The following is a 25003-nucleotide window of genomic DNA, read 5'->3' on the forward strand; positions in this document are numbered from 1 at the left end:
GTGTCGTCCTCATGCCTTCATCGCACCTGCAATCAGCGCGTCGACCTGCGTCTCGACGTCGATGCGCGCCTTCAGTTTGCCGGCAAAGTCGGCGCCAGCAGCCTTGACCGCATCCGGCAGCGTTGCGTATTCGCTGAGCGCCTTGGCGTAGTCGCCCTGATTGACCGCCACTTCGATGCGCGCCACGGTTTCCGGCGCGCCGGCGCCTTCGACGGCGCCGATCGGCCGGACCTTGACCAGCGATTCGGCGCTCGACAAAAGGTTCTGGAAGAAGCCGGCATTCTCATCGACCGGCGTCGCCGCCGCGACCATCGCATTGGCCGCGGCGTCGGCCTCGCCGGCGATCTCGGTGCGGGTCGGGACGCCCTTTTCAGCGTAGGGGCGCAGCGCTGCAATCTGCGGTGCATCGGGCGAGATCGCCGCGAAGGTCTCCAACTCGGCGGCGAACGGCGCGCCGCGGTCAAGCGCCGCCTTCAAGGCCGAAGCGGCGATGGCCATCGCGATCTTTGGCTGCGAGGCCTGCGCATCGACCTTGCCGGCGAGCTGCGTCACCGACTGCTCCAGCGCGGCGATCTTGCCTTCCTGCGTCTTGGCTGCCTCACCGGCCGATTTCACCAGTGCGTCGAGGCCCGCCAGTCTTTCATTGAGCGGCGCGAGATCGACGGGCGCTGCACCACCGGCCTGGCCAAGGGCGGCGACCGCGGTCTCGATCTGCTTGACCTTGTCGCCAAGCGAGGCAAGCCCGGCATTGTCGCCGGCGCCGCCCCTTTCGACCGCCGATTTCAGCGATGCGACATCGGCCTTGACCTGATCCAGCGCCGAAGACAGCCCGTCGACCTTGGCCGTTGCGGCGCCATTGCCGCTGGCTTCCCTGAGGTCGGCGATTTCGCGCTTCAGAGAAGCGATCTCGCCATTGACGCCGTCGAGCGAGACCGTGCCCGCCCCTGAGCCCGGAGCGCCAAGCACGCCGGCAAACTGCAGCCCCCCGGCGGCAGCCAGCGCGATGACACCGCCGATGATGCCGGCGGCAATGCCGTTCGTGCGCGTCGGTTGCGCGGCCATGGGCTGGTTCCCGGCTGTCCTTGGGGTTTCCTTGGGTGCACCCGGCTTGGGCGAGGCATCCTCGAAACTGTAGTCGGAGGTTCTGGCGCGCGGTGGCGCATCCGAAGCGGTGGGGTAAGGCTGCTCCGCCTGGGTGGACGCCTTCGCATCGGCGCTTTCGGGAGCGGCCTGCGCCGCGGCGTCGGAGTGCTCCCACGGCTCGAGATCGGCTTGATCGGCATGAACGGGCTCGTCAGGCGTCTCCGGCTGCGCATTGGCCATGGCAGCCGCATCCTCAGCCGCAACCGACCCTGCCGGGGCCTCGACGTCGTCCGAGTTGGCGACATCCGTCTTGGCGGCATCCGCATCGGCAATGCGCGAGACAGCGCCGGGTTCGAGTTCGATGGTCACCGGCTCGCGGCGGCTTTTCGAATGTCGCATCTTCGGCGTCTTGACCATGCCTGGGCTCCGCAATCCTGCTTCGTCTGGGCGCCCGACGGCGCGTGATGGTTTGAAAAATGGTCTAGCACATCATCATCAGGTGAAAAGGGGCGGCGTGATGACACGGGGCTCAGTCGCCGCGGTGCAACAGCTCAAGCAGCGCCTCCTCCTGCGGTTCCCGCGCAATGCGTATTTTTTTGCCGGCGGCATTGTCAAACGCCGCTGCCACGCGCTCGGAGAGCGCAAAAGCCTGCATGTTTTCAAAGAGATCGCGCAGTTCCGCCCGGCTGGCGAAGGCCTGCAACGCTGCCGCCGCCTTGGCTGAATAGAGCAGCACCGCGTCGACCGCCTGATCGGACAGGCGTGTACGGATTTCAGCATCGGAATAATCGAGCGAAATCGTGTCGTAGGTTTCGACGGTGCGGACCTCGACGCCGGCCTTTCGCAGCCGCGCCTCGAATGCCGGAAACCGCACGCGCCCTGTGAGATAGACGACCGCCTTGCCGGAAAGGCCGGCAGCAATCGCCTCGGCCAGCCGCTCGGCGTCGCCCGCCCCTTCGCTGACCGACAAGAACCCTGTCGAACGTGCCGCTTCAGCCGTCCTGCGTCCGACGGCATGGCAAGGCAAGGCGGCGAGCGCACGAATGAGTTCTTTCGGCGCATGCCGCACCGCATTTGCGCTGGTCACAGCGACGGCCACGGCATTGTCGCTCGCAGCATCGGCGCCAACCCGCAGTGTCACCGTTTCGGTCAGCGGCAGAAGGAGCGGCTCAAATCCCAATTCCTGCAGCCGCCGCATGGTTCGCGACGCCCCAGGTTGCGGCCGCGTCACCAGGACACGCATATCAGACCCAGCCGTCGAAGAAGGTTTCGCCCGCTTTGACCCGCACCATCCTGGCCGCGTCCGTGCCGATGTCAGCGGCATCCAGCGCCAAGCCTTCGGCCTTGACCTCATGCGATTGCGTGCCATCGGGCGAAATGATCAGCCCGGCGAAAACCAGCCTGCCGCCCGATATCGTCGCATAGCCGGCGATCGGCGTGCGGCAGGAGCCATCGAGCGCCGCCAGGAAGGCGCGCTCACAGGCCAGCGCCTGGCCTGTCGACACATCATGGATGGCCACCAGCATCTTTTCGACCTCGCTGTCGCCGATGCGGGTTTCGATGCCGATTGCGCCTTGTCCCGGCGCCGGCGGAAAAGCATCGAGCGGCATCAGATCGGTGACGACATGGCCGAGCCCGAGCCGCTTCAGCCCGGCATAAGCGAGGATCGTGCCTTCGGCGACGCCTTCCTCCAGCTTGCGCAGCCTGGTCTGCACATTGCCGCGGAACATGACCACGTCTAGGTCCGGCCGCATGCGCCGGATCAGCGCCTGACGCCTGAGCGAAGACGACCCGACCTTGGCGCCTTGCGGCAAATCAACAATGCGCTCCACCGCCTTGCCGATGAAGGCGTCCCGCGCATCCTCGCGCGGCAGGAAGGCGGACAGCTCCAGCCCGACCGGCAGCACTGTCGGCATGTCCTTGGAGGAATGCACGGCGATATCGATCGTGCCGGCCAGCAGCGCCTCTTCGATTTCCTTGGTGAACAGCCCCTTGCCGCCGGCTTCCGACAGCGGCCGGTCCTGGATGCGGTCGCCGCTGGTCGAAATGACGACGACCTCGAAGGCTTCCGCCGGCATGCCATGCGCTTCCATCAGCCGCGCCTGCGTCTCATGCGCCTGGGCGAGCGCCAGCGGGCTGCCGCGTGTTCCTATTTTCAAAGTTTGCATGGCGCGCGGTCCGTGATAACCCCCGGCTGGCTTTGCGTTTCCGGCGCTCTCCCTAGCGAGGCCCGCCTCTACTAACTAGGAAAGTCCGGCGACACAATCTCTGGAGACAGCGACGAATTGATCCGCGTTCTGGGCATTGAGACGAGTTGCGACGAGACCGCCGCCAGCGTGGTGACGCTGGACGGCGATTCCGTGCCGGTGATTGCGTCCAACATCGTGCTCAGCCAGATCGAGGAGCACGCCGCCTTCGGCGGCGTCGTGCCGGAGATCGCCGCGCGTGCCCATGTCGAGGCGCTGGACGGCATTGTCGAGGCCGCTCTTGCGGATTCGGGCGTAGCCCTGGCCGACATCGACGCCATTGCCGCTACTGCCGGCCCCGGCCTGGTCGGCGGGCTGATCGTCGGCCTGATGACGGCCAAGGCGATTGCAGCGGCCGCCGGCAAGCCGCTGATCGCCATCAACCATCTGGAAGGCCACGCACTGACCGCAAGGCTGACCGACGGGCTCGACTTTCCCTATCTGCTGCTGCTGGTTTCCGGCGGCCACACCCAGATCGTCGCCGTGCGCGACGTCGGCGACTACCAACGCTGGGCGACGACCATCGACGACGCGCTCGGCGAAGCTTTCGACAAGACGGCCAAAATGCTCGGCCTGCCCTATCCCGGCGGCCCGAATGTCGAAAAGGCGGCAATCTCGGGCGATGCGATGCGATTTGCCCTTCCGCGGCCGATGAAAGGATCTGCGCAGCCCGATTTCTCCTTCTCCGGCCTCAAGACCGCGGTGCGCCAGGCGGCGACCGCCATCCAGCCGCTGAGCGAGCAGGATGTCGCCGACATCTGCGCCTCGTTCCAGGCGGCGGTAGCCGATGCGCTGGGCGACCGCGTGGCCCGCGCGCTTGCCCGCTTCCGTGACGAATTTCCGGACAAGGCCAAGCCGGCGCTGGTCGTTGCCGGTGGCGTCGCCGCCAACAGAGCGATCAAGGCGACGCTGCAGAAGCAGTGCGCCGAGGCCGGCTTCGCCTTTGTCGCGCCGCCGCTGAAGCTTTGCACCGACAATGCGGCGATGATCGCCTGGGCCGGCATCGAGCGGTTGCGGGCAGGCCTGTCGCAAGAGAACGGCTTCGATTTCGTGCCGCGTTCGCGCTGGCCGCTGGACAGCATTTCGGCCCCGATGGTCGGCTCCGGCCGGCGCGGAGCGAAAGCATGAGCGCCGGCAACACAAGCGGCAGGGACAAGACCGGCTGGCGCGTCGCCGTGCTCGGCGGCGGCGCCTGGGGCACGGCGCTGGCGCTGGCGATGCTGCGCGCCGGTCACGATGTCCGGCTCTACGCCCGCGACGAAGAGACGGTTTCCGCGATCCGCCGCGGCGAGAACCCGCGTTATCTCCCCGGCATAGCCATTGAAACAGGCATTGCGGCGACCAGCGATATCGGCACTGCCCTGACTGATGCCGATTGCGTGCTGGCCGTGGCGCCGGCACAGGCGCTGCGCGCCATGCTGACGACGGCAAAGCCCCATATGCCGATAGGCATCCCGCTGGTTCTCTGCGCCAAAGGCATTGAGCGCGACACCGGCGCGCTGCTGTCGGCGATCGTTGATGAGATTCTGCCCGAAACTCCGGTTTCGGCCCTGTCCGGTCCGAGCTTTGCCGCCGACGTCGCCAGGGGTCTGCCGACCGCTGTCGTGGTTGCTGCACGCGACGACGCCTTGGCGGCCGAGCTTGCCTCGCGCTTTTCGGCGCAGAATCTGCGCTGCTATTCCAGCGACGATTTGATCGGCGTCGAGATCGGCGGCGCTTTGAAGAATGTGTTCGCCATTGCCGCTGGCGCCGTCACCGGCGCTGGGCTCGGCGCCAGCGCGCAGGCCGCCATGGTGACACGCGGCTTCGTCGAACTGCGCCGCATCGGCGCGTCCTTCGGCGCCAAGCCGGAGACGCTGATGGGGCTTTCCGGCCTCGGCGACCTTTTGCTCACCTCCTCTTCGGCCCAGTCGCGCAATTTCGCCTATGGGCTGGCGCTGGGGCAAGGTAAGCCCTTGTCGGGACTGCCGCTCGCCGAAGGCGTGCCGACGGCGGCGATCGCCGCCCGCATCGCCACCGAGCGCCACATCGACGCGCCGATCATCGCTGCGGTGTCGGCGATACTGGACGGCACGATCACCATTCGGCAGGCTGTCACGGCATTGATGACCCGGCCGCTGAAGACCGAAACCGACCTCTGATCCCCAAACAAACCGGAGTTTAACATGCTGTTTGCGTTGATTTGCAAGGACAAGCCCGGCAGCCTACAGGTGCGGGTCGACACGCGGCCGGTCCACGTCGCCTTTCTCGAAGGCCTGAACGCCGACAACAAACTGGCCTTTGCCGGCCCGTTCCTCGACGCCGAAGGCAAGCCCAACGGCAGCCTCGTCGTCGTCGAAGCGCCCGATCTCGCCGGTGCGCAGGCGCTGTCGGCTGCCGACCCCTATGCCAAGGCCGGGCTGTTCGAAAGTGTCGAAATCCGCCAGTGGAACTGGACCTTCAACAAGCCGGCGGCTAGTTAGTTCCGGCGGCGCCTAGAGTGATCCCAGGAAAAGTGTGTAACGGTTTTCCGTCCGGAATTGCGCAAAAAATAGTAGTTGGAGCAAAGACATGAACTACTGGCTGTTCAAATCCGAACCTTCGGTCTTCTCCTTCGAGGCGCTGAAGGCCAAGGGCAAGGCCGGCACGCAGTGGGACGGCGTGCGCAACTATGCAGCGCGCAACAACATGAAGGCGATGCAGATCGGCGATCTCGGCTTCTTCTATCACTCCAATGAAGGGCTGAACGTCGTCGGCATTGCCGAGGTCTGCGGGCTTGCCCACCCCGACAGCACCACCGACGATCCGCGCTGGGAATGCGTCGACATCCGCGCCTTCAAGGACGTGCCGAACCCGCCGACGCTGGAGCAGGTCAAGGCCAATCCGAAGCTTGCCGAGATGGCGCTGGTGCGGCTTGGACGGCTTTCCGTACAGCCGGTGACGCCGGCCGAATGGAAGGAAGTCTGCCGCATGGGCGGCCTGACGCCGGCTCCGTGACGGTCCTCACGCCGAACAGCGCGAAAAAGTTCATTCTCGACAACACGGCGCTTATGTCGCCGCCGCATGTGCCGGAGATTGTCCTCAATCTTGCCGACGAAGCGCATGACCTCTGGCAGCGCACGGAGAACGAGCTGATCGAAATCGGCCTGCCGCCGCCGTTCTGGGCCTTTGCCTGGGCCGGCGGTCAGGGCCTTGCCCGCTACGTGCTGGACAATCCGTCGGATGTGCGGGGCAAACGCGTGCTCGACTTCGCCTCCGGCTCCGGCCTTGTCGCCATCGCCGCAGCCAAGGCGGGTGCGGCGCACGTGATCGCCGCCGACATCGACCCGTTCTGCGAAACGGCGGTCCGCCTCAATTCCAAGGCCAACGGCGTTGCCATCGAGTTTTGCGGCACGGACTGCATCGGCACCGACGCCGGCTGGGACGTGGTGCTGGCCGGCGACGTCTTCTACGACAAACCCTTCGCCGACACGCTAATGCCGTGGTTTTCGACACTGAAGGCGCGCGGCGCCGACATCCTCGTCGGCGATCCCGGCCGCTCCTACATGCCGAAGGCGGGACTGGAGCCGCTCGCCGTCTACGAAGTGGCGGTGACGCGGGCGCTGGAGGACGCCCTGGTCAAGCGCACCACGGTGTGGCGCTTCGCTTGACGGCATTGCCGAACAGGCGTTCCATCGCGCATTGATTTGAAGAATACGCATGTCGTTATCCCAGAACCGTCAGGCTTTGGGCGGCTTGCTTGAGGGGAGGACTTTATGGATTTTTCAGTGGTGAACTGGCTGGCGGTGATTGTCGCGGCCGTCGCGGCGTGGCTGTTTGGCGCCGTCTGGTACACGGCCCTCAGCAAGCCTTGGATGAGGGCGGCCAGGATCGATCCGTCAACGATCAAAGAAATCGATATCGCCCTTCATCATCTCCTTCATCGCCGAGCTGATCATGGCGCTGGTCTTAGCCTTGGTCGTCGGCGCGATGACCGGCGGCGAGCCGGTCCTTGTCGCAGGGCTGGTCTTCGGCTTCGTCCTCTGGCTGGGTTTCGTCGCCACGACGCTGACGGCCAACCATCGCTATGAGAATTTCGGCTGGGACCTGACCCTGATCGACGGCGGCCACTGGCTCGGCGTGCTGTTGATCATCGGCGCGGTGATCGGCTGGTTCGGGGCGCCGGTCGCCGGCTGAGGCCTGCAGAAGTCGTCAGGTCTGCGTCCTGGCGACTTCGTCGAGGATCCATTCACGGAAAGCGATGATGCGCGGATCGTTGGCAGTGCTCTCGGGATAGACCAGGAAGTAGCCGAACTCCGGCCCCACGCGCAGACCGAGTTCAAAGGGCTGCACCAGCCTTCCCTGGGAAAGGTCGTTTGCCACCATGGCGAACTCGGCGAGCGCCACGGCATTGCCGTCGAGCGCCGCCTGCACGGCATCGGTAGAGGTTCCAAACACGATAGTCCGGCTGTCGTCGAAATCGTTGATGCCGGCCGCCGCCATCCACATGCGCCAGTTCGGCCATGTCACGCCTTGGCGCGACCATTCGATATGGGCCAGCGTGTGGTTGAAGAGGTCGCGCGGTTCGCGCAGCGGCGGGCCGGAGGTCAGCAGGCTCGGGCTGCACACCGGAATGAGGATGTTGTCGAACAGGCGATGGGCGCGAAGCCCCGGATACTTGCCGACCCCGAACCGGATGCCGACATCGACGTCGTCGAGTTCGAAATCGCGCACTTCGTAGCCGATGTCGAACCTCAGTTCGATATTGGGCTGAAGTTTGCGAAAATCGTCGACGCGCCGCATCAGCCATTTTGACGCGAACTGCGCGTCGAGCGTTACCTTCAGCAATGCCGTGCCGCGCGTCAGCTTGCGCGCCCGCGACACCGCCCGGTTGAGCAGGTCGAGCGCATCGATCGAGGCCTCGAACAGCACCGTACCTGCCTCGGTCAACCGGATGGTACGACTGGTTCGCGTGAACAGCACCAGCCCGAGCTGATCCTCGATTTCCTTGATCTGGTGGCTGACCGCCGCCGGCGTCAGCCCGAGCTCGTCGGCAGCGCGGGTGAAATTGAGGTGGCGGGCGGCGGCTTCCAGAGTCCTCAGCGCGCGCGTTCCGGGCAACAGACGGGACATCACCCTTATCCTCAAATAAAACTTGACGATCTGAAAAGAACTACTCGTTTCTCTCATAGATTTCAATGCGGCATGATGCATCCATCGAAACACCATCAAGCCGGATTTGATATCTGGCGGAACACGGGAGCGCATCATGTCCATCTTCGTTTTGAACTCGCCAGCAGCTCGCTCGAATTGGTTGCATGCCGTAACGGACTGGCTTCGCCAGGCGAAAATCGCCATTAACCTGCCGCGCCAGGACGTGGAGGATCTGTCGGATCGCCAACTGCGCGATGTCGGCGCGCAGCGCAAGGACGTGACGCGGGCCGTGGACCGGGAACTCGGCCGGCTTGGATTGCTGGACACTGGGTGGCAGAAGCCGAGAAGGCGTTAGGCAATGGTGAGTAGTGAGTAGTGAGTAGTGAAGGATTGAAACGACGCCGAGGCCATCCTACTCCCTACTCCCTACTCCCTACTCCCTACCTCACCACCCTCACCACCGTCCGGTCCGACACCAGCGGCAACAGCCGCGCCATTGTCCGCGCCGTCACCGCCACGCAGCCTTGCGTCGGTGTGAAGCCTGGGCGCGCCAGATGGAAGAAGATGGCGCTGCCGCGGCCGCGCCGGCGCGGCGCCATGTTCCAGTCGAGCACAAGGCAGGCGTCATAGAGGCGGTCGTCGCGCCGCATTCGCTCATGGCTGGCGCCATAGGGGATTTTCACCGGCCGGTTGTAGTTGCGGTCGTCCGGCACCTCGCACCAGCCGAGATCGGCGCCGATCGGCGCCATCGCCAGCCGGGTTTTGCGGCCGGCCGCGAAATGATCGCCCCGAAAATATCCTGACAAAATCCGCATCTCGCCAAGCGGCGTCGCACCGTCGCCTTCGCGCTTATTGGCCGAGATGCCGCCGCGTCCGAGCGCACAGGCAAACACCTTGCTGCCGGCCTGCAATATCCCTTGGCTGGGGTTGCCCGGCCTCGCCCGAACCACCAGCACACGCAGCCCTTTCGGCAAAATTGCGCCGGCTGCATTGCGATCGCGTTTTTTCTTGTATGATCGTGTCACGGAACAAATCACTGTGATCGGACTGTTGCGCCGGTCAGCTTCCGCATAAATGGGGGGCGGTCAACTGAAAATTCTTTTCAAAACAATGGATTGATCCATGACATCACGTACCATTCTGATCGTTGACGACGATGACGACCTGCGCGGAACCCTCGTCGAGCAACTGGCCCTTTACGAAGAATTCGACGTCTTGCAGGAAGCGACCGCCGCCAAAGGCGTCGCCGCGGCGCGCGGCGGGCTCATCGACCTGCTCATCATGGATGTCGGGCTGCCCGACATGGATGGCCGCGAGGCGGTGAAGATCCTGCGCAAGGGCGGCTACAAGGCGCCGATCATCATGCTGACCGGCCACGATACCGATTCCGACACAATTCTGGGCCTCGAGGCCGGCGCCAACGACTATGTCACCAAGCCGTTCCGCTTCGCCGTGCTGCTCGCCCGCATACGCGCACAACTGCGCCAGCACGAGCAGAGCGAGGACGCCACCTTTTCGGTCGGGCCCTACACGTTCAAGCCCAGCCAGAAGCTTCTGATCGACCAGCGTGGCGGCAAGGTGCGGCTGACCGAGAAGGAAGCCTCGATCATCAAATATCTCTATCGAGCCGACCAGAAGGTGGTGACGCGCGACGTCCTGCTCGAGGAAGTGTGGGGCTACAATTCCGGCGTCACCACGCACACGCTGGAAACTCACGTCTACCGGCTGCGCCAGAAGATCGAGCGCGATCCTTCCAATGCTGAAATTCTTGTGACAGAAAGCGGCGGCTACAAGCTGGTTCCTTAAACTTTTCATTGTTCAATAAACGGTCGGGGCGGGACTGTTTCGGGGAGGATCCGGCTGGGGGAGCCTGGATCGGCCCGCTGCGCAGATTGAAGTGTTAGAGCGTCCTTTGCGCGTTCAATTGGACACGCGGCGCTCTAAGGGAGGGATTGGACTGACCGTTCGGGGACGCAGCTAGAGATGGCGCTGGATGACGACATCCGCATCCTGTCCGCCGTGAAGCTCTTTGAGGGTTTCACGCAGGAACAGCTGCGCCTGCTCGCCTTCGGCGCCGAAGCCACCCATCTGCAGGCCGACCGCAAGCTGTACCGCGAGGATGACGAAGCCGACTCGGCCTATATCGTGGTCAGTGGCCGCATCGTGCTCTACCGGGAGCAGGATGGCGACCGCATCCCGATCGGCACCGCCGGCCCCGGCACGATCCTCAGCGAACTGGCGCTGATCGCCGACTCAAGACGGCTGACCAGCGCCTCGGCCGAGACCGATTCGGAAGTGATAAGGTTGAGCCGCAAGATGTTTCGCCGCATCCTGGAGGAATATCCCGAGGTGGCGGTGAAACTGCACCAGCGCATCCTCGATGATTTCCAGGCCATGATCGCCCGCATCGAGAAGCTGGCGCCAAGGTTTGGCGGGTAGGTCCCCGCGACCGCGCTCACGCTTGGGTGTGTCGAGATTCAGGTCAGGCCGAGTCGAAAATGGCTGATACCGAGAACCGGAGCGGAGCGTACTCAAAGTACGCGAGCACCGGAAGCGCAGGTATCGGCCATTTGCAGGCCGGCCTCACCTGAATCTCGGACCGCCTAATCCAGGTCGAACCGCGCTATCACCGGCACATGGTCCGAGGGCCGCTCCCAGCCACGCGCCTCTCGCAGGATCTCATAGCCGGCAAAGCTCGGCACCAGGTTCGGTGACGACCAGACATGGTCGAGCCGGCGGCCGCGGTTCGAGGCTTCCCAGTCCCGCGCGCGATAGCTCCACCAGGTGTAGAGCTTCTGCTCTGGCGGCACGTCGAGCCGCATCAGGTCGACCCAGTCGCCGGCGATCCGCATCGCGTCGAAATTTTGCGTCTCGACCGGCGTGTGGCTGACGACGTTGAGCAATTGCTTGTGCGACCAGACATCGTGCTCCTGCGGAGCGATGTTGAGGTCGCCGACCAGGATCGAGGCCGACACCTCGTCATGCGCGGCGCGGATGGCGTTCATCTCGGCAACGAAATCGAGCTTGTGGCGGAACTTGCGGTTGATCTCCGGATCGGGCTCGTCGCCGCCGGCCGGCACGTAGAAATTGTGGACCAGGATTGCCTTGCCGCCGGCCTGCACCTTGACCGACAGATGCCGGCTGTCATCGATCTCGCAGAAGCGCCGTTTCTCGACAATCTCGATCGGCCGCCGCGCCACCGTCGCAACGCCGTGATAGCCCTTCTGGCCATGGAATGCGATGTGCTCGTAGCCGGCCTTGCGGAACGCCTTTTCCGGAAACAGCTCGTCGGGAACCTTCGTCTCCTGCAGGCAAAGCACATCGGGCGCCTGCTCCGTCAGCAGCCGCTCGACGATCGGCATGCGCAGGCGCACGGAGTTGATGTTCCAGGTGGCGATGGAGAAGGGCATGCGGCGATCCGAACAAGGTCGCCGATCTACTGCCAGCCGAGCGCCACAAACACAAGCCAGCCTTTGCGGGCGGCGGCCCTGATTCAGGTCAGGCCGAGTCGAAAATGGTGGTCTCCGAGAACTGGAGCGGAGCGTACTTAAACCACGTGAGCGCCGGAAGCGCAGGAGATCGCCATTTGCAGGCCGGCGTGACCGGATCTAGCGGTGGTTGGTGTTCAGCTCGCGGTTCGCCGTATAGTCGATGGCGAACGTATCCGCAGGGAAGCTGACGCCTTCCTTGGTGTTGTAGATCATCACCGTGGTGTCCTTGCCCTGCGCGTCGGTGATGGTCCACTGGCGCAGATCATAGGATTTCGGATCGAACATCATGGTGATCTTCGAATTGCCGAACACCGACTTGTCGGCAAGCTGGATGGTGGTGAGGTCGCTCTCTTCCTTGATCGATTTGACGCGGCCGCCCGAGAGGTCGATCTTGGTGTCGAGCAACAGCTTCAGCGGTGTCTTCGACAACGGATAGAGATCGGACGTTTTCAGCCGCTTGTTGAGGATGACCACCGACTTGCCGTCGGAAATCACCCGGAAATTTGACTTGCCGTCATAGTTGAAGCGAATCTTGCCTGGCCGCTCAAGGAAGAACTTGCCGCCGGTCTGCTGGTTGTTGGGGCCGAACTGGACGAACTCGCCGCTCATCGATTTGACCGAGGAGAAATGGTCGGCGATCTTTTGCGCCGTCGGCGGCACCGCCGCCTGCGCCGAGGCCAAGAGCTGGAACCCCGGCACGACGTTGATGGCCGCGGCGCCGGCAAGCATCAGGCCAAGGCCGAGCAACTGGCGACGGTTTGGAGCGAAATCGCTGATCGCGGAAAGATCGTTTTTCATGCCGGTCACTCTCGTGTGGTGTGTGTCTCGTTGCAGTCCGTGGACCCCCAGTTAGACTTAAGTTTGGCGGGCCGGACAGCGCTCAGTCGCTGTAACGCGCCAAAAGGTTCAAGGTTGCCGCCGGGCCGTATCGGCTGATCAGAACTTGTCGTCCTCGGTCGGCACCAGAATTTCGCGTTTGCCGGCATGGTTGGCCGGGCCGACAATGCCTTCCTTCTCCATCTTCTCGATGATCGAGGCGGCGCGGTTGTAGCCGATGCCGAGCCGGCGCTGGATATAGCTGGTCGACGCCTTGCCGTCGCGCAGCACGACCGAGACCGCCTGGTCGTAGGGATCGTCGGAATCCTCGAAATTGCTGTTGCCACCACCGCCAGCGCCGCCCTTGCCCGACGGCTCGTCATCGTCCTCGCCGTCATCCTCGGTGATGGCGTCGAGATATTCGGGCACGCCCTGCAGCTTCAGATGGGCGACGATCTTCTCGACCTCGTCGTCGGCGACGAACGGGCCGTGCACGCGCTGGATGCGGCCGCCGCCGGCCATGTACAGCATGTCGCCCATGCCGAGCAGCTGCTCGGCGCCCTGCTCGCCCAGAATGGTGCGGCTGTCGATCTTCGACGTCACCTGAAAGGAGATACGGGTCGGGAAATTGGCCTTGATGGTGCCGGTGATGACGTCGACCGACGGACGCTGCGTCGCCATGATGACATGGATGCCGGCCGCGCGCGCCATCTGTGCCAGGCGCTGCACCGCGCCTTCGATGTCCTTGCCGGCGACCATCATCAAATCGGCCATCTCGTCGATGATGACGACGATGTAGGGCATCGGCTCGAGATCGAGGTTCTCGGTCTCGTAGATCGCCTCGCCGGTCTGGCGGTCGAAGCCGGTCTGCACGGTGCGCGAGATTTTTTCGCCCTTCTTTTCAGCCAACTGCACGCGCGCGTTGAAGCCGTCGATGTTGCGCACGCCGACCTTGGACATCTTGCGGTAGCGGTCCTCCATCTCGCGCACCGTCCATTTCAACGCCACCACGGCCTTCTTCGGGTCGGTGACCACCGGCGTCAGAAGGTGCGGGATGCCGTCATAGACGGAAAGTTCGAGCATCTTCGGGTCGATCATGATCAGCCGGCAGTCCTGCGGCGTCAGCTTGTAGAGCAGCGACAGGATCATGGTGTTGATGGCGACGGACTTGCCGGAGCCGGTGGTGCCTGCGACCAGCACATGCGGCATCTTGGCGATGTCGACGATCACCGCCTCGCCATTGATGGTCTTGCCCAGCGCCAGCGCCAGCTTGGACTTGGTCGTCTCGAAATCGCGGCTGGCCAGGATCTCCCGGAGATAGACGGTCTCGCGCTTGGCATTCGGCAATTCGATGCCGATGGCGTTGCGGCCGGGCACCACGGCGACGCGGCAGGCAATCGCGCTCATCGAGCGGGCGATGTCGTCGGACAGGCCGATGACGCGCGACGATTTGATGCCGGGCGCCGGCTCCAACTCATAGAGCGTGACCACCGGGCCGGGCCGTACCGCGATAATCTCGCCCTTGACGCCGAAATCCTCCAGAACGCCTTCGAGCAGGCGCGCATTCTGCTCCAGCGCGTCCTTGGACAGGCTGGCGTCGCGCACCACGTTCTTCGGCTCCGACAGGAAATGCAGCGACGGCATTTCGAATGTTTCCGAGCCGATCAGCGAGGTCTGCGCCTCGCGCTGGACGCGCGCGCCGGGAGCGGGACGCGGCGCAGGTGCGGCGACGCGGGTCGCCGCATCTGACCGGAAGTTCTGCACCTTGGCGTTCGGCGCGGCACGGCGCTGGACCGGCTCGTCGTCGAGTTCGACCTCCTCGTCGCCATTGTCGAAACCGGCATCGAGGACGTCGTCATCGTCCGGATCGACGGAAACGCTGCGGTCATTGACCATGGCGGCGAAGAATTCCGGCTCGACGCGGGCGCGGCCATCCGGGCTCATCCGCGCTTCGGCGAATTCCGCCGATTCGACCCGTTCGGCGGCGCGGCGCCATGCGGTGGAGCGCTGCTCCATCTCCGGCTCGAACTCGTCGCGCTCCTGCTGGCGGCGCACAGCCCGGCGATGCATCCAGGCGCGGAAAGACAGCCACCAGTGGGTAACGGCGCCGAGCGCCAGTATCCCCTCGTCGCCCTCGTCCTCGTCTTCGTCGAAGAGCAGATCGTCCTCTCGGGGATCGGGCTCCGCGGTGCGCTCCATGACGGCAAAGCCGTTCTTGCGCGCAATCAGCGCCGAGCCATAGGCAAACAGCCACAGCGCCGGCGCAATGAGCACCATGGCAATGATGCTGGCAACGATGCCGGTCGGGTAGCCGCCAATGACCACGCCCGGAATATTGAGCACCATGTCCCCGAACACACCGCCGAGGCCGGTCGGCAACGGCCACGTCTTGGGCGGCACCACGCAGCCGGCCATCGCCGCCGCGAGCAGCGCGAAGCCGAACCACGCAAGGCCGCGCTTCGGCAGCCTGTCGACGCCGCGCGCCGAAAACAGGAGAAAGCCCCAGATCACCGCCGGCACCAGGGCGGCGACCGCGGCAAGGCCGAAGAACTGCATGGCGAGGTCGGAGAATACCGCGCCCGCATAACCCATGGCGTTGGTGACGATGTTGGCGGTGGCGTGCGAGAAGCTGGGATCGGCGACGTTCCAGGTCGCCAGCGCCGCGACGCCAAAGGCGACCAGCGCAAACAGGCCGGCGCCGACCAGCCGCCCGACCTGGCGCCGCGCGAATGCCTGGATGCCGTGCCCCGTATCGGTCAGCGCGAGCGGTGCTGAAGCCCCTGAACGCATGCTTCGTTCCCCGTCTGTCATGGAGTGGCCGGGCGCATGACGCACTCCGGCAGATTCGGATGTCAGACTATCGGGGGGAAGGTTAAGGCCGCATTAACTATACGCACCCAGAGCCACGATCTTGCTCACTCCACTGTAGGCAGTCTCAACAGTTCGGAACCAATCCGGTCGACGTCTCCCCGCCGGCGGCCATCACTAGAACGTGATTGCGCAGGGACCGAGGCCTGCCAGCACGGTTGCCAAAAAGAGAGGCCCGGAATGACCCGGGCCTCAAAGCGTGAACTCCTTTCGGGAGCGTCACGACGGGATGGGAGAATGCGGGGCGGCCGAGGCCGCCCCGCAAGGCTTACGAGTGGTAGGCCGCTTCGCCATGCGAAGTCAGGTCGAGGCCTTCGCGCTCGGCGTCGGCTGTCGGACGCAGACCGATGATCAAGTCGACGACCTTGTAGAGGATTGCGCTGCCGATGCCCGACCACAGCAGGGTTACCAGGACGCCTTTGCCCTGCGCCAGCAGCTGCGTGGCCGTGCCGGCATAGCCGGCGGCGAAGTCGGCCGTCGAATAGTCGACGATGCCGGCGCCGCCGAGGGCGGGATTGACCAGAATGCCAGTGCCGAGCGCACCGATGATGCCACCGACGCAGTGGACGCCGAAGACATCGAGGCTGTCATCATAGTCGAACGTGTTCTTCACCACCGAGACGAAGAAGTAGCAGACGAAGGTGGCGACGATGCCAAGCACGATAGCGCCCATCGGGCCGGCAAAACCTGCAGCCGGCGTAATCGCGACGAGGCCGGTGACCGCGCCCGAAACAGCGCCGAGCATGGAGGCTTTGCCGCGCAGCAGCGATTCAAGCACGATCCAGGCCACTGCCGCCGCCGCCGTGGCGACGAAGGTGTTGATCATCGCCAGCACCGCATAGGCGTTCGCTTCGAGGTTCGAACCGGCGTTGAAGCCGAACCAGCCGACCCACAGCAATGAAGCGCCGACCATGGTCAGCGTCATCGAGTGCGGCGCCATGATGTCCTTCTTGTAGCCGATGCGCTTGCCGATCATCAGCGCGCCGACGAGACCGGCAATGCCCGCATTGATGTGAACGACCGTGCCGCCGGCGAAGTCGATGGCGCCGAAGCTGAAGATCAGGCCGGACGGGTCGGCATAGGCGCTCGGGCCGCCCCAGAACCAGACCATGTGCGCGATCGGGAAGTAGATTAACGTCACCCATAGGATAACGAAAAGGATCAAGGCGGAGAATTTGACGCGTTCGGCGAATGCGCCGACGATCAGGGCGGGCGTGATGCAGGCGAAGGTCATCTGGAAGACGACGAACACCAGTTCAGGAATGGCGACGCCCTTGCTGAAGGTTTCCGAAAGCGTCGATACGTTGACGCCGGAGAGAAACATCTTCGAAAGGCCGCCGACGAAGGCGTTGCCCGGGGTGAAGGCGAGGCTGTAGCCGTAGAAGACCCAGATGATCATGACCACGCTGGTGATGGTGAAGACCTGCATCAGCACCGACAGCATGTTCTTGGTACGAACCAGGCCGCCGTAGAAAAGCGCAAGGCCGGGAATGGTCATCAACAGCACCAGCACGGTGGAAATCATCATCCACGTGGTGTCGCCCTTGTCGACAGTAAAAGCCGGCGCTGCTGGCGCTGCCGCCGCGACGGCGGGAGCCGCCTCCTGCGCGAAGGCAGCAACCGTGCCCAATGCTCCGAGCGCTAAGGAGCCCAGCAGCGCGGAGCGTGCCACTGACTTCAAGGTGGAAGGTATATTCATTGAACTCTCCATTGGAATACGTGTTCGCCGCTCAAAGTGCGTCGGTGTCTGTTTCGCCGGTACGGATGCGCACCGCCTGATCGATGCCGAAGACGAAGATCTTGCCGTCGCCGATCTGGCCGGTCTTGGCCGCCGCCGTGATGGCTTCGACGGCCTTGTCGACCAGGTCTGTGCTGACCGCGACTTCGATCTTGATTTTCGGCAGGAAACTGACCGCGTATTCCGCCCCGCGATAGATTTCCGTGTGTCCCTTCTGACGCCCGTAGCCTTTGACTTCGGTGACGGTCAGGCCCTGGATGCCGACGGCGGTGAGCGCTTCGCGCACCTCGTCGAGCTTGAACGGCTTGATGATTGCCATCACGATTTTCATAAGGTTTCACCCTTTGCTGTTGCGGTCCCCCGCGTTTGCACACCTTCACCGATCCCAAAAAGCCCGGAGAGTGCCCAACAGGATTCAAGCTCCGTGCCAGTTGCCGAAGCAGGGTGTTAACTCATTGTAAATAAACGGATTGCTCGAGTCCCGGCGGCACGGTGCGCACTGTCAACGGACAGTCACTGATTAAAAAGTAGGCAATTTTTCGAAAATGCCTATTCGGCAGGCGGCCGTTTCAGCCGGATCAGGCCTTCCTGGGCAACCGAGGCGATCAGCGTGCCGTCGCGGGCAAACAGCGAGCCGCGGGTGAAGCCGCGCGACCCCTGCGTCGAGGGGCTGTCCTGCGTGTATAGGATCCAGTCATCGAGCGGATGGCTGCGATGGAACCACATCGCATGGTCGAGGCTCGCCGCCTGGATGTCGCGGTCGAAAATGGCGCGGCCGTGCGCAAAGGTCGAGGTGTCGAGCAGCGTCATGTCGGAGAGGTAGGCAAGCACCGCCGCCTGGATGCCGCGGTCGGCCGGCACCGGGCCGGTGGTGCGGATCCAGATGTTCTGCTGCGGCTCCAGCTTTTCGCGGCTGGTGTAATGCTTCAGCATCACCGGCTTCATCTCAATCGGCCGGTCACGCTCCCAATAGCGCTTGATGCCGTCCGGCACCGCCTCGCCGAACTTGCCCAGCAATTCGCGCTGCGACAACAGGCTGTCGGGCGGCGGCACGTCGCGCGGCATCGGCAGCTGATGCTCAAGGCCAACCTCATCCTGCTGGAACGAGGCTTCCAGCGAAAAGATCGCCTGGCCGTGCTGGATCGCCACCACGCGCCGCGTGGTGAAGGAGCCGCCATCGCGGATGCGGTCGACCTCGTAGACGATCGGCACCTTGGTGTCGCCGGGCCGCATGAAATAGCCGTGCAGCGAATGCACGTGGCGCTCGGGCTCGACGGTGCGCTGCGCGGCGACCAGCGCCTGGGCAATCGTCTGGCCGCCGAAAACGCGCTGCCAGTCGAGCTTGGGGCTGCGACCACGGTACAGATTGTGTTCCAGCTGCTCGAGGTCGAGAATGCTGAGAAGCTCGTCCATGGCCGCCGTCATGCTTCGTGACCTCGCCGTAAGATGCTATGGCGGTTTCCGACAGGAATGGCGGGCAGTCAAGGCCGGAATGCCCCAGTGGGCGGGGATGGTCGAGACTTCGAAAGGAATTGACATGGCGAACCGCAACACGGACGCAAAAAACCCGCTCGACGTGCTGGTCGCTGGCGCCGGCTATGTCGGCCTCGCCGCCGCCGTGTCGCTGAAACAGGCGCGGCCGGGCCTCGCCGTGGCGGTCGTCGATGCTGCCCCCGCCGGCGTCTGGCAGAAGGACCGCCGCGCCTCGGCGATCGCCGCCGCCGCCTGCCGCATGCTCGACCAGCTCGGCGTCTGGCAGGAAATCGTCGGGCAATCGCAGGCGATCACCGAGATGATCGTCACCGATTCGCGCACCGCCGATCCGGTGCGTCCGGTGTTTCTCACCTTCGATGGCGAGGTCGCGCCGGGCGAACCGTTCGCCCACATGGTCGCCAACAAGGACCTGAACAGCGCCTTGCGCCGCCGCGCGCAAAAGCTCGGCATCGACATCATCGAAGGTGTCGCGGTCGCATCGTTCGACGGCAATGGCGCCGGCATCACCGTGCATCTGGCCGACGGCGCGGCGATTGAGGCGCGGCTGCTGGTCGCCGCCGACGGCGTCAATTCCAAATTGCGCGACATGGCCGGCATCAAGACGGTGAAATGGGAATATGGCCAGTCCGGCATCGTCTGCACGGTGGCGCATGAGCGCCCGCACAATGGCCGCGCCGAAGAGCATTTTCTGCCGGCCGGCCCGTTTGCAACGCTGCCGCTCAAGCCCACCGAGGACGGCACCAACCGTTCGTCGCTGGTCTGGGTCGAACGTTCCGAGGATGCCGAAAAGCTGGTCTCGGGCGACGACCTAGTCTTCGAGCAGGAGCTTGAATTGCGCTTCGGCCTGAAGCTCGGCGAAATCCGCGTCACCGACAAGCCGCGCGCCTGGCCGCTCGGCCTGACCATCGCGCGCGCCTTTGTCGCCCCGCGCGTAGCACTTGCCGGCGACGCCGCGCACGGCATCCACCCGATCGCCGGCCAGGGCCTCAATCTCGGCTTCAAGGATGTGGCGGCCCTTGCTGAAGTGGTGGTCGAGGCCGATCGCTTGGGACAGGATATCGGCGCGCTCGACGTGCTCGAGCGCTACCAGCAATGGCGCCGCTTCGACACGGTGCAGATGGGCGTCACCACAGATGTGCTGAACCGGCTGTTTTCCAACGACATCGGCGCGCTGCGCCAGCTCCGCGACGTAGGCCTCGGCCTCGTCGAACGGATGCCCAGGCTGAAGGAGTTCTTCATCCGCCAGGCATCGGGGTTGTCCAACGGCACACCACGGCTGCTCAAGGGTGAGGCGATTTAGGCCGGGAATGAGTGCCGCTTTGTCATAGACGCGGCTCGGCTCCTGACATCAGCCGCGCAATGTTGGCGCGGTGGCGCACGATCACGTAGATGCCGCCGGCGATGACCAGCAACCGGTAGGGCAATGGTTGTTCCATGCCGCCGACGAGGGCGATCGCGGTGAGCGCCGCCAGCATCGAACTCAGGGACACAATTCGGGAAACTGCCAACACCACGGCAAATGCCGTCGCCGCGCCTAGACCCACAGGCCAGGACATCGCCAACAAAACACCCAACCCCGTCGCAGCCGATTTGCCGCCGGTGAAATTCAGCCAGATCGAACGGCTATGCCCAAGCAAAACAGCGAGTCCGGCCAGGCATACAACCCAAGGAGCCCAAACGGGCATATCAGATATTGCCGACGGCGGCGTTGCGGAAGACCAGAAACAAAACCAACGGGCAAAGATGACCGCTGCCGCCCCTTTCAGCACGTCCACCAGAAGCACCACCAATGCTGGCCATTTCCCGAGTGTGCGCAATACATTTGTCGCACCGGTGGACTTGGAGCCGTGCTCCCGGATATCGATGCCCTTAAGCAGTTTCCCCGCCAGATAGCCGGCAGGCGTAGAGCCGATAAGGTAAGCGGCAGCCGATCCTACCACGCTCGCTATCCAGAATGACATGCGCCCGGGCTGTTTCTCAGTTGACCTCAAACCCCAGCTTCTGCCGCAGTCGCAGCATGCGCTGGTCGGCGACCTTGAAACTCTGCTCGCCGCTCTTGGCAACACGATCCAGCATCTGCAGCAGGTCTTCGCGCTCATGCGGATCGAGGCGCTCGCGCAGGAAGGGCGCCAGCTTGTCGATGACGATCGTCGTGTCGTCGATCTGCGCCGCGGCCCATTTGGCGTAGACGACGGCTTCATCGGTCTTCTTCTGGTTGTCCGCAATCTGCGAGATCACCTCGCGGATAACCGTTTCGCGCTTCGGCAGGATCGGACCATGCTCCGCCGCGATTGCCATGATCAGCGTTGCTGCCGCCACCACCGGATCGTCGATCGCCGTCAGCGGCGACAGCGCCGCCTGCTTGCGCAGCTTCTTGCGCCTTATGTTGCCCTGGACGCGGCCGACGACGTCGGCGACCTCGCGCGCGGCTTCGTTCATGGCCTTCATGCGATACCACCAGAACGCCCCGGCTCCCAGCACGCCGAGAATAGCAATCAGGAAAGGCATGTCGAATTCCCCCGAAAATTGCGGCGACGATAGGAGAACTCCGGCGTTGCTTCAACACGCAAGAATTGTATCTGATGAGAAAACAGAGCTGGCCCCCTAATCATCCAGACGCCGAGATCGGGCGTCCTGGGTTCAGGTCGCTCGTCACGGGCACTAATGATGCAACCGCTTGGCGATAACGCTGACTTCGCATCGAGCGCGGTGCCCATCATGACGATCCGTTCGGCCACTGCAACGCGGCTGCCGGCGCGGTGACGCCAACCTGGGACGATCCGATGTTCCACCCGTTTCTCTACGGGTCGGGACAAGGGGCGGAGTTCCGCGCCGGCTTCTACGGCCTCGCCGGCTGGCATAGGGAAGGCCATATGCTGCGCGCGCTGTTCGAGGGCGTGATGTTCGAGCACCGGCGCCACATCAATGTTCTGAAGGACGCCGGTGTCAGCTTCGACAAAGCGGTCCTGTCCGGCGGCGGTTCGCGCAGCGAGCACTGGCCGCAGATCTTCGCCGACGGGCTTGGCGTGCCGATCACCGTCCCTGAAGCACGCGAGACCGGCGCACTTGGTGCGGCGATCGGCGCCGGGGTCGCGGCCGGCCTGTTCGCCGACTATGAGGCCGGCGTCGACGCCATGACCCGGTCAAGCGCCGCCTACCGTCCGAACCCGGCCATGCAGGACCATTACAACAGGCGTTATCGCGCCTATTGCGGCCTTGCCGATACGCTGCGATCGTTCTGGGCCGAACACGCCGCAGAACCGAGTAGAACACCGCCGAGTAAACCACCGCAATGACCCAACGGCTCGATGGCGACTACGACTACATCATTGTCGGCGCAGGCACCGCCGGCTGCGTGCTGGCCAATCGCCTGAGCGAAAACCCGGCGACGCGCGTGCTGCTGCTCGAGGCCGGCGGCAGCGACAATTATCACTGGGTGCATATCCCGGTCGGCTATCTCTATTGCATCGGCAATCCGCGCACCGACTGGATGATGAAGACTGCCCCCGAAGCCGGCCTGAACGGCCGCTCGCTGGTCTATCCCCGCGGCAAGGTGCTGGGCGGCTGCACCTCGGTCAACGGCATGATCTACATGCGGGGACAGGCGGCGGACTACGATGGCTGGCGGCAGATGGGCAATGTCGGCTGGGGCTGGGACGATGTGCTGCCCTACTTCCTCAAATCCGAGGACCATCATGGCGGCAAGACCGAGCTGCATGGCTCCCGCGGCGAATGGAAAGTGGCGCGGCAACGCCTGTCGTGGCCGATCCTGAACACCGTGCAGGAGGCGGCCAAGGAATTCGGCATCATGCCGCGCGAGGATTTTAACGACGGCGACAATGAGGGGTCCGGCTTCTTCGAAGTCAACCAGAGCAAGGGCGTGCGCTGGAACACAGCCAAGGCATTCTTGCGCCCGGCGCTGCGGCGGCCGAACCTCAGGCTGGTCGTCAACGCGCATGTCGAGACGGTGTTGTTCGAGGGCAAGCGTGCTATCGGCGTTTGTTATCGCGTCGGCGGCCAAACCATCGAGGCAAAGGCCAGGAGCGAGGTGCTGCTGACCGCCGGCTCGATCAACACGCCGAAACTGCTGGAGCTTTCCGGGGTCGGCGAGCCGGATCGCCTCGCCGCGCTCGGCATCGATGTGGTTCACGCCAGCCCCGATGTCGGCGAGAACCTTCAGGACCATCTGCAGATCCGCACTGTCTACAAAGTGTCGTCGGCGCTGACGCTCAACACGCTAGCCAACAGCCTGAGCGGCAAGGCGAAGATCGCGCTGCAATATGCCTTTGGCCGCTCGGGACCGATGTCGATGGCGCCGAGCCAGTTCGGCATGTTCTCGAAATCCGATCCGTCGATGGCGACGCCGGACCTGGAGTACCACGTCCAGCCCTTGTCTACCGACCGGCTGGGCGACCCGCTGCACCCGTTCCCGGCAATCACCATGTCGGTCTGCAATCTGCGGCCCGAGAGCGTCGGCTCGGTGCACGCTACGACGCGCGAGCTGGCCGTGCAGCCGGAGATCCGGCTGAACTACCTCTCTACGGCGCGCGACCGCGAGATCGCGCTGCGTTCGGTGCGCCAGGCGCGCAGCATCATGACCGCCAAGGCTCTTGCCGGCTTCCATCCGGAAGAAATCCTGCCTGGTCTCGCCCACCAGTCGGACGAGGACCTGCTGCACCAGATCGGCTCGATCGCCACGACCATCTTCCACCCGGTCGGCACCTGCCGGATGGGCATCGATGACCGCGCCGTCGTCAGCCCGGACCTGCGCGTGACCGGTATCGAGGGGCTGCGGATCATCGACGCGTCGATCATGCCGCGCATCGTCTCCGGCAACACCGCCTCGCCAGTGGTGATGATCGCCGAGAAGGCGGCGGATATGATCCGCCGGCCTGCATGACGTCGCCGCCGCCTATGACCCCGGCACGTCGTAGATCGCCCTGACTTCGACGGTGCCGATTTCAGCCAGTGGAATTTTGCCGGCGATCTCCAGCGCCTTGTCGAGAGTGTCGGCTTCGATCATGACGAAACCAAGCAACTGCTCCTTGGTTTCGGCAAACGGACCGTCAGTGATCAGCCGCTTGCCTTGGCGCCGCCGCACCGTCTTCGACGTCTTCACCGATTGCAGCGCCTGCGCGATGATCAGCTTGCCTTGCTGGTCCAATGACCGGTCATAGGCCATCGAATCGGCGTCGAGCTTGGCCAGACGCTCCGGCGTCATGGCATGGAGGTCCTTTTCCTCGCCGTAGACCAGACAGACATATTTCATTTCCAGCTCCCTTGCTGTGACGACCCATAGGCGATCACGGTGCCGGCGGCATCCTTGCCGGCAGCAGCGTGGTCGAGCACGCAGACCGCAATGCCGATCACGGCGACCGCAGCAAGCAGCCGGCCGAAGCCGGAAGATCGCGAGCACTCGATCTCGCGTAGACGCGCGCTTTTGTCGGCGTCGTTCCAATGGGCAGAAAACAGATTGTTCATCTTGGATCTCCATCCGCCACGAGAATCCGTGGACGCTCGCAGGACGGCCGGCGCCGATGCAAGTCGACATTTTTGCACGCACATTTTTCAGAAAAGATTTGCAGGGCTCGCCGGCGTCGCATCCGGCCGAAACAGCGCGGTGGTCTTCCCCTGCCGCCGCGCTATTGTTGGAGGGAACGCCGCGTGGCCGGCGCTGTCGCTGTAATCAAGGAGAATCTTATGGACCGCACCGCAAACGCCGTCTGGAAAGGCAATCTGAAGGAGGGCACGGGCACGCTCGACAGCCAGAGCGGCACCTTGAAGGGCACGCCCTATTCGTTCAAGGCTCGCTTCGAGGACGAGAGCGGCAAATCCGGCACCAATCCCGAAGAGTTGATCGCGGCGGCACACGCCGGCTGCTACGCCATGCAGCTGTCGCATTTCCTGGCCGAGAACGGCACGCCCGCCACCGAGCTCGACGCCAAGACGGTGGTGACGCTGGTGCCCGGCACCGGCATCACCGGCAGCGCCATCACCCTGATCGGCAAGGTACCGGGCATTGATGCGGCGAAGTTCAAGGAACTGGCCGAGAAGGCCAAGGCGGAGTGCCCGGTTTCGAAGGCGCTGGGGGCCATCGCAGTGTCGCTCGACGCGAAGCTGGGGTGATCCGCCGATTTTGCCCGGGGTAGCGATTC

26 protein-coding genes and 2 pseudogenes are annotated in these 25003 nt (G+C 64.1%); 13 read left to right on the top strand and 15 right to left on the bottom strand.

Annotated elements, in window-relative coordinates:
- Window positions 1-9 precede the first annotated feature (9 nt).
- From NKJ80_RS13450 to hemC, 3 genes are all read right to left on the bottom strand, one after another.
- Complete coding sequence (locus tag NKJ80_RS13450) at window positions 10-1500, bottom strand: COG4223 family protein (protein WP_352497712.1); 1491 nt, start codon at window positions 1498-1500, stop codon at window positions 10-12.
- A 112-nt stretch (window positions 1501-1612) separates the two neighbouring features.
- Entirely contained in the window at window positions 1613-2326 is a 714-nt protein-coding gene (locus NKJ80_RS13455) for a uroporphyrinogen-III synthase (protein WP_352497713.1), read from the bottom strand.
- A 1-nt stretch (window position 2327) separates the two neighbouring features.
- Window positions 2328-3251, bottom strand: coding sequence for a hydroxymethylbilane synthase (hemC, locus tag NKJ80_RS13460; RefSeq protein WP_023705005.1), 924 nt, complete (start codon window positions 3249-3251; stop codon window positions 2328-2330).
- Window positions 3252-3371: 120 nt separating this feature from the next.
- On the opposite strand from hemC, the gene tsaD reads away from it, so the two are divergent.
- The 6 genes and pseudogenes from tsaD to NKJ80_RS13490 all read left to right on the top strand — a co-directional run bounded on the left by tsaD (window position 3372) and on the right by NKJ80_RS13490 (window position 7484).
- Window positions 3372-4457, top strand: coding sequence for a tRNA (adenosine(37)-N6)-threonylcarbamoyltransferase complex transferase subunit TsaD (tsaD, locus tag NKJ80_RS13465; protein WP_352497753.1), 1086 nt, complete (start codon window positions 3372-3374; stop codon window positions 4455-4457).
- Complete coding sequence (locus NKJ80_RS13470; protein ID WP_352497714.1) at window positions 4454-5470, top strand: NAD(P)H-dependent glycerol-3-phosphate dehydrogenase; 1017 nt, start codon at window positions 4454-4456, stop codon at window positions 5468-5470. The genes tsaD and NKJ80_RS13470 overlap by 4 nt, the downstream gene beginning before the upstream one ends.
- A 24-nt stretch (window positions 5471-5494) precedes the next feature.
- Window positions 5495-5791 (top strand): YciI-like protein, encoded by a 297-nt coding sequence (locus NKJ80_RS13475; RefSeq protein ID WP_023670486.1) that lies wholly within the window; start codon window positions 5495-5497, stop codon window positions 5789-5791.
- Between the two features lie 88 nt (window positions 5792-5879).
- Window positions 5880-6305, top strand: a complete 426-nt coding sequence (locus NKJ80_RS13480; protein ID WP_023683904.1) for an EVE domain-containing protein — start codon at window positions 5880-5882, stop codon at window positions 6303-6305.
- Complete coding sequence (locus tag NKJ80_RS13485; protein ID WP_023683903.1) at window positions 6260-6958, top strand: class I SAM-dependent methyltransferase; 699 nt, start codon at window positions 6260-6262, stop codon at window positions 6956-6958. The genes NKJ80_RS13480 and NKJ80_RS13485 overlap by 46 nt, the downstream gene beginning before the upstream one ends.
- Before the next feature lie 105 nt (window positions 6959-7063).
- Window positions 7064-7484 (top strand): annotated as a pseudogene (locus NKJ80_RS13490) (DUF1761 domain-containing protein).
- Between the two features lie 15 nt (window positions 7485-7499).
- Here NKJ80_RS13490 and gcvA read toward each other — a convergent pair.
- Window positions 7500-8420 (bottom strand): transcriptional regulator GcvA, encoded by a 921-nt coding sequence (gene gcvA, locus NKJ80_RS13495; RefSeq protein ID WP_023670490.1) that lies wholly within the window; start codon window positions 8418-8420, stop codon window positions 7500-7502.
- Window positions 8421-8556: 136 nt separating this feature from the next.
- Between gcvA and NKJ80_RS13500 the strand changes: the two genes are divergently transcribed.
- The gene (locus NKJ80_RS13500) at window positions 8557-8796 is read left to right on the top strand and encodes a hypothetical protein (RefSeq protein WP_352497715.1); all 240 of its coding nucleotides are present in this window, start codon (window positions 8557-8559) and stop codon (window positions 8794-8796) included.
- Window positions 8797-8881: 85 nt separating this feature from the next.
- On the opposite strand, the gene NKJ80_RS13505 is transcribed toward NKJ80_RS13500, so the two are convergent.
- Entirely contained in the window at window positions 8882-9418 is a 537-nt protein-coding gene (locus NKJ80_RS13505) for a L,D-transpeptidase family protein (RefSeq protein WP_196813612.1), read from the bottom strand.
- Window positions 9419-9563: 145 nt separating this feature from the next.
- Here NKJ80_RS13505 and NKJ80_RS13510 point away from each other — a divergent pair, with 145 nt between their 5' ends.
- Together NKJ80_RS13510 and NKJ80_RS13515 are read left to right on the top strand one after the other, a co-directional pair.
- Window positions 9564-10247 carry a response regulator transcription factor gene (locus NKJ80_RS13510; RefSeq protein WP_023670493.1) on the top strand — a complete coding sequence of 228 codons (684 nt, stop codon included), beginning with the start codon at window positions 9564-9566 and terminating at the stop codon, window positions 10245-10247.
- A gap of 177 nt (window positions 10248-10424) precedes the next feature.
- The gene (locus NKJ80_RS13515; RefSeq protein WP_023730228.1) at window positions 10425-10880 is read left to right on the top strand and encodes a cyclic nucleotide-binding domain-containing protein; all 456 of its coding nucleotides are present in this window, start codon (window positions 10425-10427) and stop codon (window positions 10878-10880) included.
- Between the two features lie 164 nt (window positions 10881-11044).
- On the opposite strand, the gene xth is transcribed toward NKJ80_RS13515, so the two are convergent.
- From xth to tesB, 6 genes are all read right to left on the bottom strand, one after another.
- The gene (xth, locus tag NKJ80_RS13520) at window positions 11045-11851 is read right to left on the bottom strand and encodes an exodeoxyribonuclease III (protein ID WP_023670495.1); all 807 of its coding nucleotides are present in this window, start codon (window positions 11849-11851) and stop codon (window positions 11045-11047) included.
- Window positions 11852-12049: 198 nt separating this feature from the next.
- On the bottom strand, window positions 12050-12730 hold the full coding sequence (locus NKJ80_RS13525) for an outer-membrane lipoprotein carrier protein LolA (protein ID WP_023683897.1): 681 nt from the start codon (window positions 12728-12730) through the stop codon (window positions 12050-12052).
- A gap of 138 nt (window positions 12731-12868) precedes the next feature.
- Window positions 12869-15538 carry a DNA translocase FtsK gene (locus tag NKJ80_RS13530; protein WP_023670497.1) on the bottom strand — a complete coding sequence of 890 codons (2670 nt, stop codon included), beginning with the start codon at window positions 15536-15538 and terminating at the stop codon, window positions 12869-12871.
- A gap of 346 nt (window positions 15539-15884) precedes the next feature.
- Window positions 15885-17315 (bottom strand): ammonium transporter, encoded by a 1431-nt coding sequence (locus NKJ80_RS13535; RefSeq protein ID WP_023670498.1) that lies wholly within the window; start codon window positions 17313-17315, stop codon window positions 15885-15887.
- Window positions 17316-17346: 31 nt separating this feature from the next.
- Window positions 17347-17685: a P-II family nitrogen regulator gene (locus tag NKJ80_RS13540; RefSeq protein WP_023670499.1), complete on the bottom strand. Its 339-nt coding sequence runs from the start codon at window positions 17683-17685 to the stop codon at window positions 17347-17349.
- A 218-nt stretch (window positions 17686-17903) separates the two neighbouring features.
- Window positions 17904-18779, bottom strand: a complete 876-nt coding sequence (gene tesB / locus NKJ80_RS13545; RefSeq protein ID WP_023687727.1) for an acyl-CoA thioesterase II — start codon at window positions 18777-18779, stop codon at window positions 17904-17906.
- 112 nt (window positions 18780-18891) lie between these two features.
- On the opposite strand from tesB, the gene NKJ80_RS13550 reads away from it, so the two are divergent.
- Window positions 18892-20148, top strand: a complete 1257-nt coding sequence (locus NKJ80_RS13550; protein WP_352497716.1) for a ubiquinone biosynthesis hydroxylase — start codon at window positions 18892-18894, stop codon at window positions 20146-20148.
- Between the two features lie 22 nt (window positions 20149-20170).
- Here NKJ80_RS13550 and plsY read toward each other — a convergent pair whose 3' ends face one another.
- Complete coding sequence (gene plsY / locus NKJ80_RS13555; RefSeq protein WP_023670502.1) at window positions 20171-20809, bottom strand: glycerol-3-phosphate 1-O-acyltransferase PlsY; 639 nt, start codon at window positions 20807-20809, stop codon at window positions 20171-20173.
- 16 nt (window positions 20810-20825) lie between these two features.
- Window positions 20826-21356, bottom strand: a complete 531-nt coding sequence (locus tag NKJ80_RS13560; protein WP_023698376.1) for a hypothetical protein — start codon at window positions 21354-21356, stop codon at window positions 20826-20828.
- Window positions 21357-21553: 197 nt separating this feature from the next.
- Between NKJ80_RS13560 and NKJ80_RS13565 the strand changes: the two are divergent.
- Together NKJ80_RS13565 and NKJ80_RS13570 are read left to right on the top strand one after the other, a co-directional pair.
- A pseudogene (locus tag NKJ80_RS13565) lies at window positions 21554-22144 on the top strand (FGGY-family carbohydrate kinase); the annotation flags it as partial.
- The gene (locus NKJ80_RS13570) at window positions 22141-23748 is read left to right on the top strand and encodes a GMC family oxidoreductase (protein WP_023742127.1); all 1608 of its coding nucleotides are present in this window, start codon (window positions 22141-22143) and stop codon (window positions 23746-23748) included. The pseudogene NKJ80_RS13565 and the gene NKJ80_RS13570, both read left to right, overlap by 4 nt.
- A 12-nt stretch (window positions 23749-23760) precedes the next feature.
- Here the strand turns inward: NKJ80_RS13570 and NKJ80_RS13575 are convergent, their stop codons facing one another.
- Together NKJ80_RS13575 and NKJ80_RS13580 are read right to left on the bottom strand one after the other, a co-directional pair.
- Window positions 23761-24117 (bottom strand): YciI family protein, encoded by a 357-nt coding sequence (locus NKJ80_RS13575; protein WP_023698373.1) that lies wholly within the window; start codon window positions 24115-24117, stop codon window positions 23761-23763.
- The gene (locus NKJ80_RS13580) at window positions 24114-24329 is read right to left on the bottom strand and encodes a hypothetical protein (RefSeq protein WP_023726056.1); all 216 of its coding nucleotides are present in this window, start codon (window positions 24327-24329) and stop codon (window positions 24114-24116) included. Before NKJ80_RS13580 ends, NKJ80_RS13575 begins: the two co-directional genes overlap by 4 nt.
- 219 nt (window positions 24330-24548) lie before the next feature.
- Here NKJ80_RS13580 and NKJ80_RS13585 point away from each other — a divergent pair, with 219 nt between their 5' ends.
- Window positions 24549-24974, top strand: coding sequence for an OsmC family protein (locus tag NKJ80_RS13585; protein WP_023745404.1), 426 nt, complete (start codon window positions 24549-24551; stop codon window positions 24972-24974).
- The last annotated feature ends 29 nt before the right edge of the window (window positions 24975-25003 follow it).

Origin of the sequence: Mesorhizobium sp. M0030 (assembly GCF_040323695.1) — a bacterium.
Classification (GTDB): domain Bacteria; phylum Pseudomonadota; class Alphaproteobacteria; order Rhizobiales; family Rhizobiaceae; genus Mesorhizobium.

Coding starts and splice junctions, on each gene's coding strand:
- NKJ80_RS13450 (WP_352497712.1), bottom strand. CDS start 1,500: ATGGTCAAGACGCCGAAGATGCGACATTCGAAAAGCCGCCGCGAGCCG.
- NKJ80_RS13455 (WP_352497713.1), bottom strand. CDS start 2,326: ATGCGTGTCCTGGTGACGCGGCCGCAACCTGGGGCGTCGCGAACCATG.
- hemC (WP_023705005.1), bottom strand. CDS start 3,251: ATGCAAACTTTGAAAATAGGAACACGCGGCAGCCCGCTGGCGCTCGCC.
- NKJ80_RS13470 (WP_352497714.1), top strand. CDS start 4,454: ATGAGCGCCGGCAACACAAGCGGCAGGGACAAGACCGGCTGGCGCGTC.
- NKJ80_RS13475 (WP_023670486.1), top strand. CDS start 5,495: ATGCTGTTTGCGTTGATTTGCAAGGACAAGCCCGGCAGCCTACAGGTG.
- NKJ80_RS13480 (WP_023683904.1), top strand. CDS start 5,880: ATGAACTACTGGCTGTTCAAATCCGAACCTTCGGTCTTCTCCTTCGAG.
- NKJ80_RS13485 (WP_023683903.1), top strand. CDS start 6,260: ATGGAAGGAAGTCTGCCGCATGGGCGGCCTGACGCCGGCTCCGTGACG.
- gcvA (WP_023670490.1), bottom strand. CDS start 8,420: ATGTCCCGTCTGTTGCCCGGAACGCGCGCGCTGAGGACTCTGGAAGCC.
- NKJ80_RS13500 (WP_352497715.1), top strand. CDS start 8,557: ATGTCCATCTTCGTTTTGAACTCGCCAGCAGCTCGCTCGAATTGGTTG.
- NKJ80_RS13510 (WP_023670493.1), top strand. CDS start 9,564: ATGACATCACGTACCATTCTGATCGTTGACGACGATGACGACCTGCGC.
- NKJ80_RS13515 (WP_023730228.1), top strand. CDS start 10,425: ATGGCGCTGGATGACGACATCCGCATCCTGTCCGCCGTGAAGCTCTTT.
- xth (WP_023670495.1), bottom strand. CDS start 11,851: ATGCCCTTCTCCATCGCCACCTGGAACATCAACTCCGTGCGCCTGCGC.
- NKJ80_RS13525 (WP_023683897.1), bottom strand. CDS start 12,730: ATGAAAAACGATCTTTCCGCGATCAGCGATTTCGCTCCAAACCGTCGC.
- NKJ80_RS13530 (WP_023670497.1), bottom strand. CDS start 15,538: ATGCGTTCAGGGGCTTCAGCACCGCTCGCGCTGACCGATACGGGGCAC.
- NKJ80_RS13535 (WP_023670498.1), bottom strand. CDS start 17,315: ATGAATATACCTTCCACCTTGAAGTCAGTGGCACGCTCCGCGCTGCTG.
- NKJ80_RS13540 (WP_023670499.1), bottom strand. CDS start 17,685: ATGAAAATCGTGATGGCAATCATCAAGCCGTTCAAGCTCGACGAGGTG.
- tesB (WP_023687727.1), bottom strand. CDS start 18,779: ATGACGGCGGCCATGGACGAGCTTCTCAGCATTCTCGACCTCGAGCAG.
- NKJ80_RS13550 (WP_352497716.1), top strand. CDS start 18,892: ATGGCGAACCGCAACACGGACGCAAAAAACCCGCTCGACGTGCTGGTC.
- plsY (WP_023670502.1), bottom strand. CDS start 20,809: ATGTCATTCTGGATAGCGAGCGTGGTAGGATCGGCTGCCGCTTACCTT.
- NKJ80_RS13560 (WP_023698376.1), bottom strand. CDS start 21,356: ATGCCTTTCCTGATTGCTATTCTCGGCGTGCTGGGAGCCGGGGCGTTC.
- NKJ80_RS13570 (WP_023742127.1), top strand. CDS start 22,141: ATGACCCAACGGCTCGATGGCGACTACGACTACATCATTGTCGGCGCA.
- NKJ80_RS13575 (WP_023698373.1), bottom strand. CDS start 24,117: ATGAAATATGTCTGTCTGGTCTACGGCGAGGAAAAGGACCTCCATGCC.
- NKJ80_RS13580 (WP_023726056.1), bottom strand. CDS start 24,329: ATGAACAATCTGTTTTCTGCCCATTGGAACGACGCCGACAAAAGCGCG.
- NKJ80_RS13585 (WP_023745404.1), top strand. CDS start 24,549: ATGGACCGCACCGCAAACGCCGTCTGGAAAGGCAATCTGAAGGAGGGC.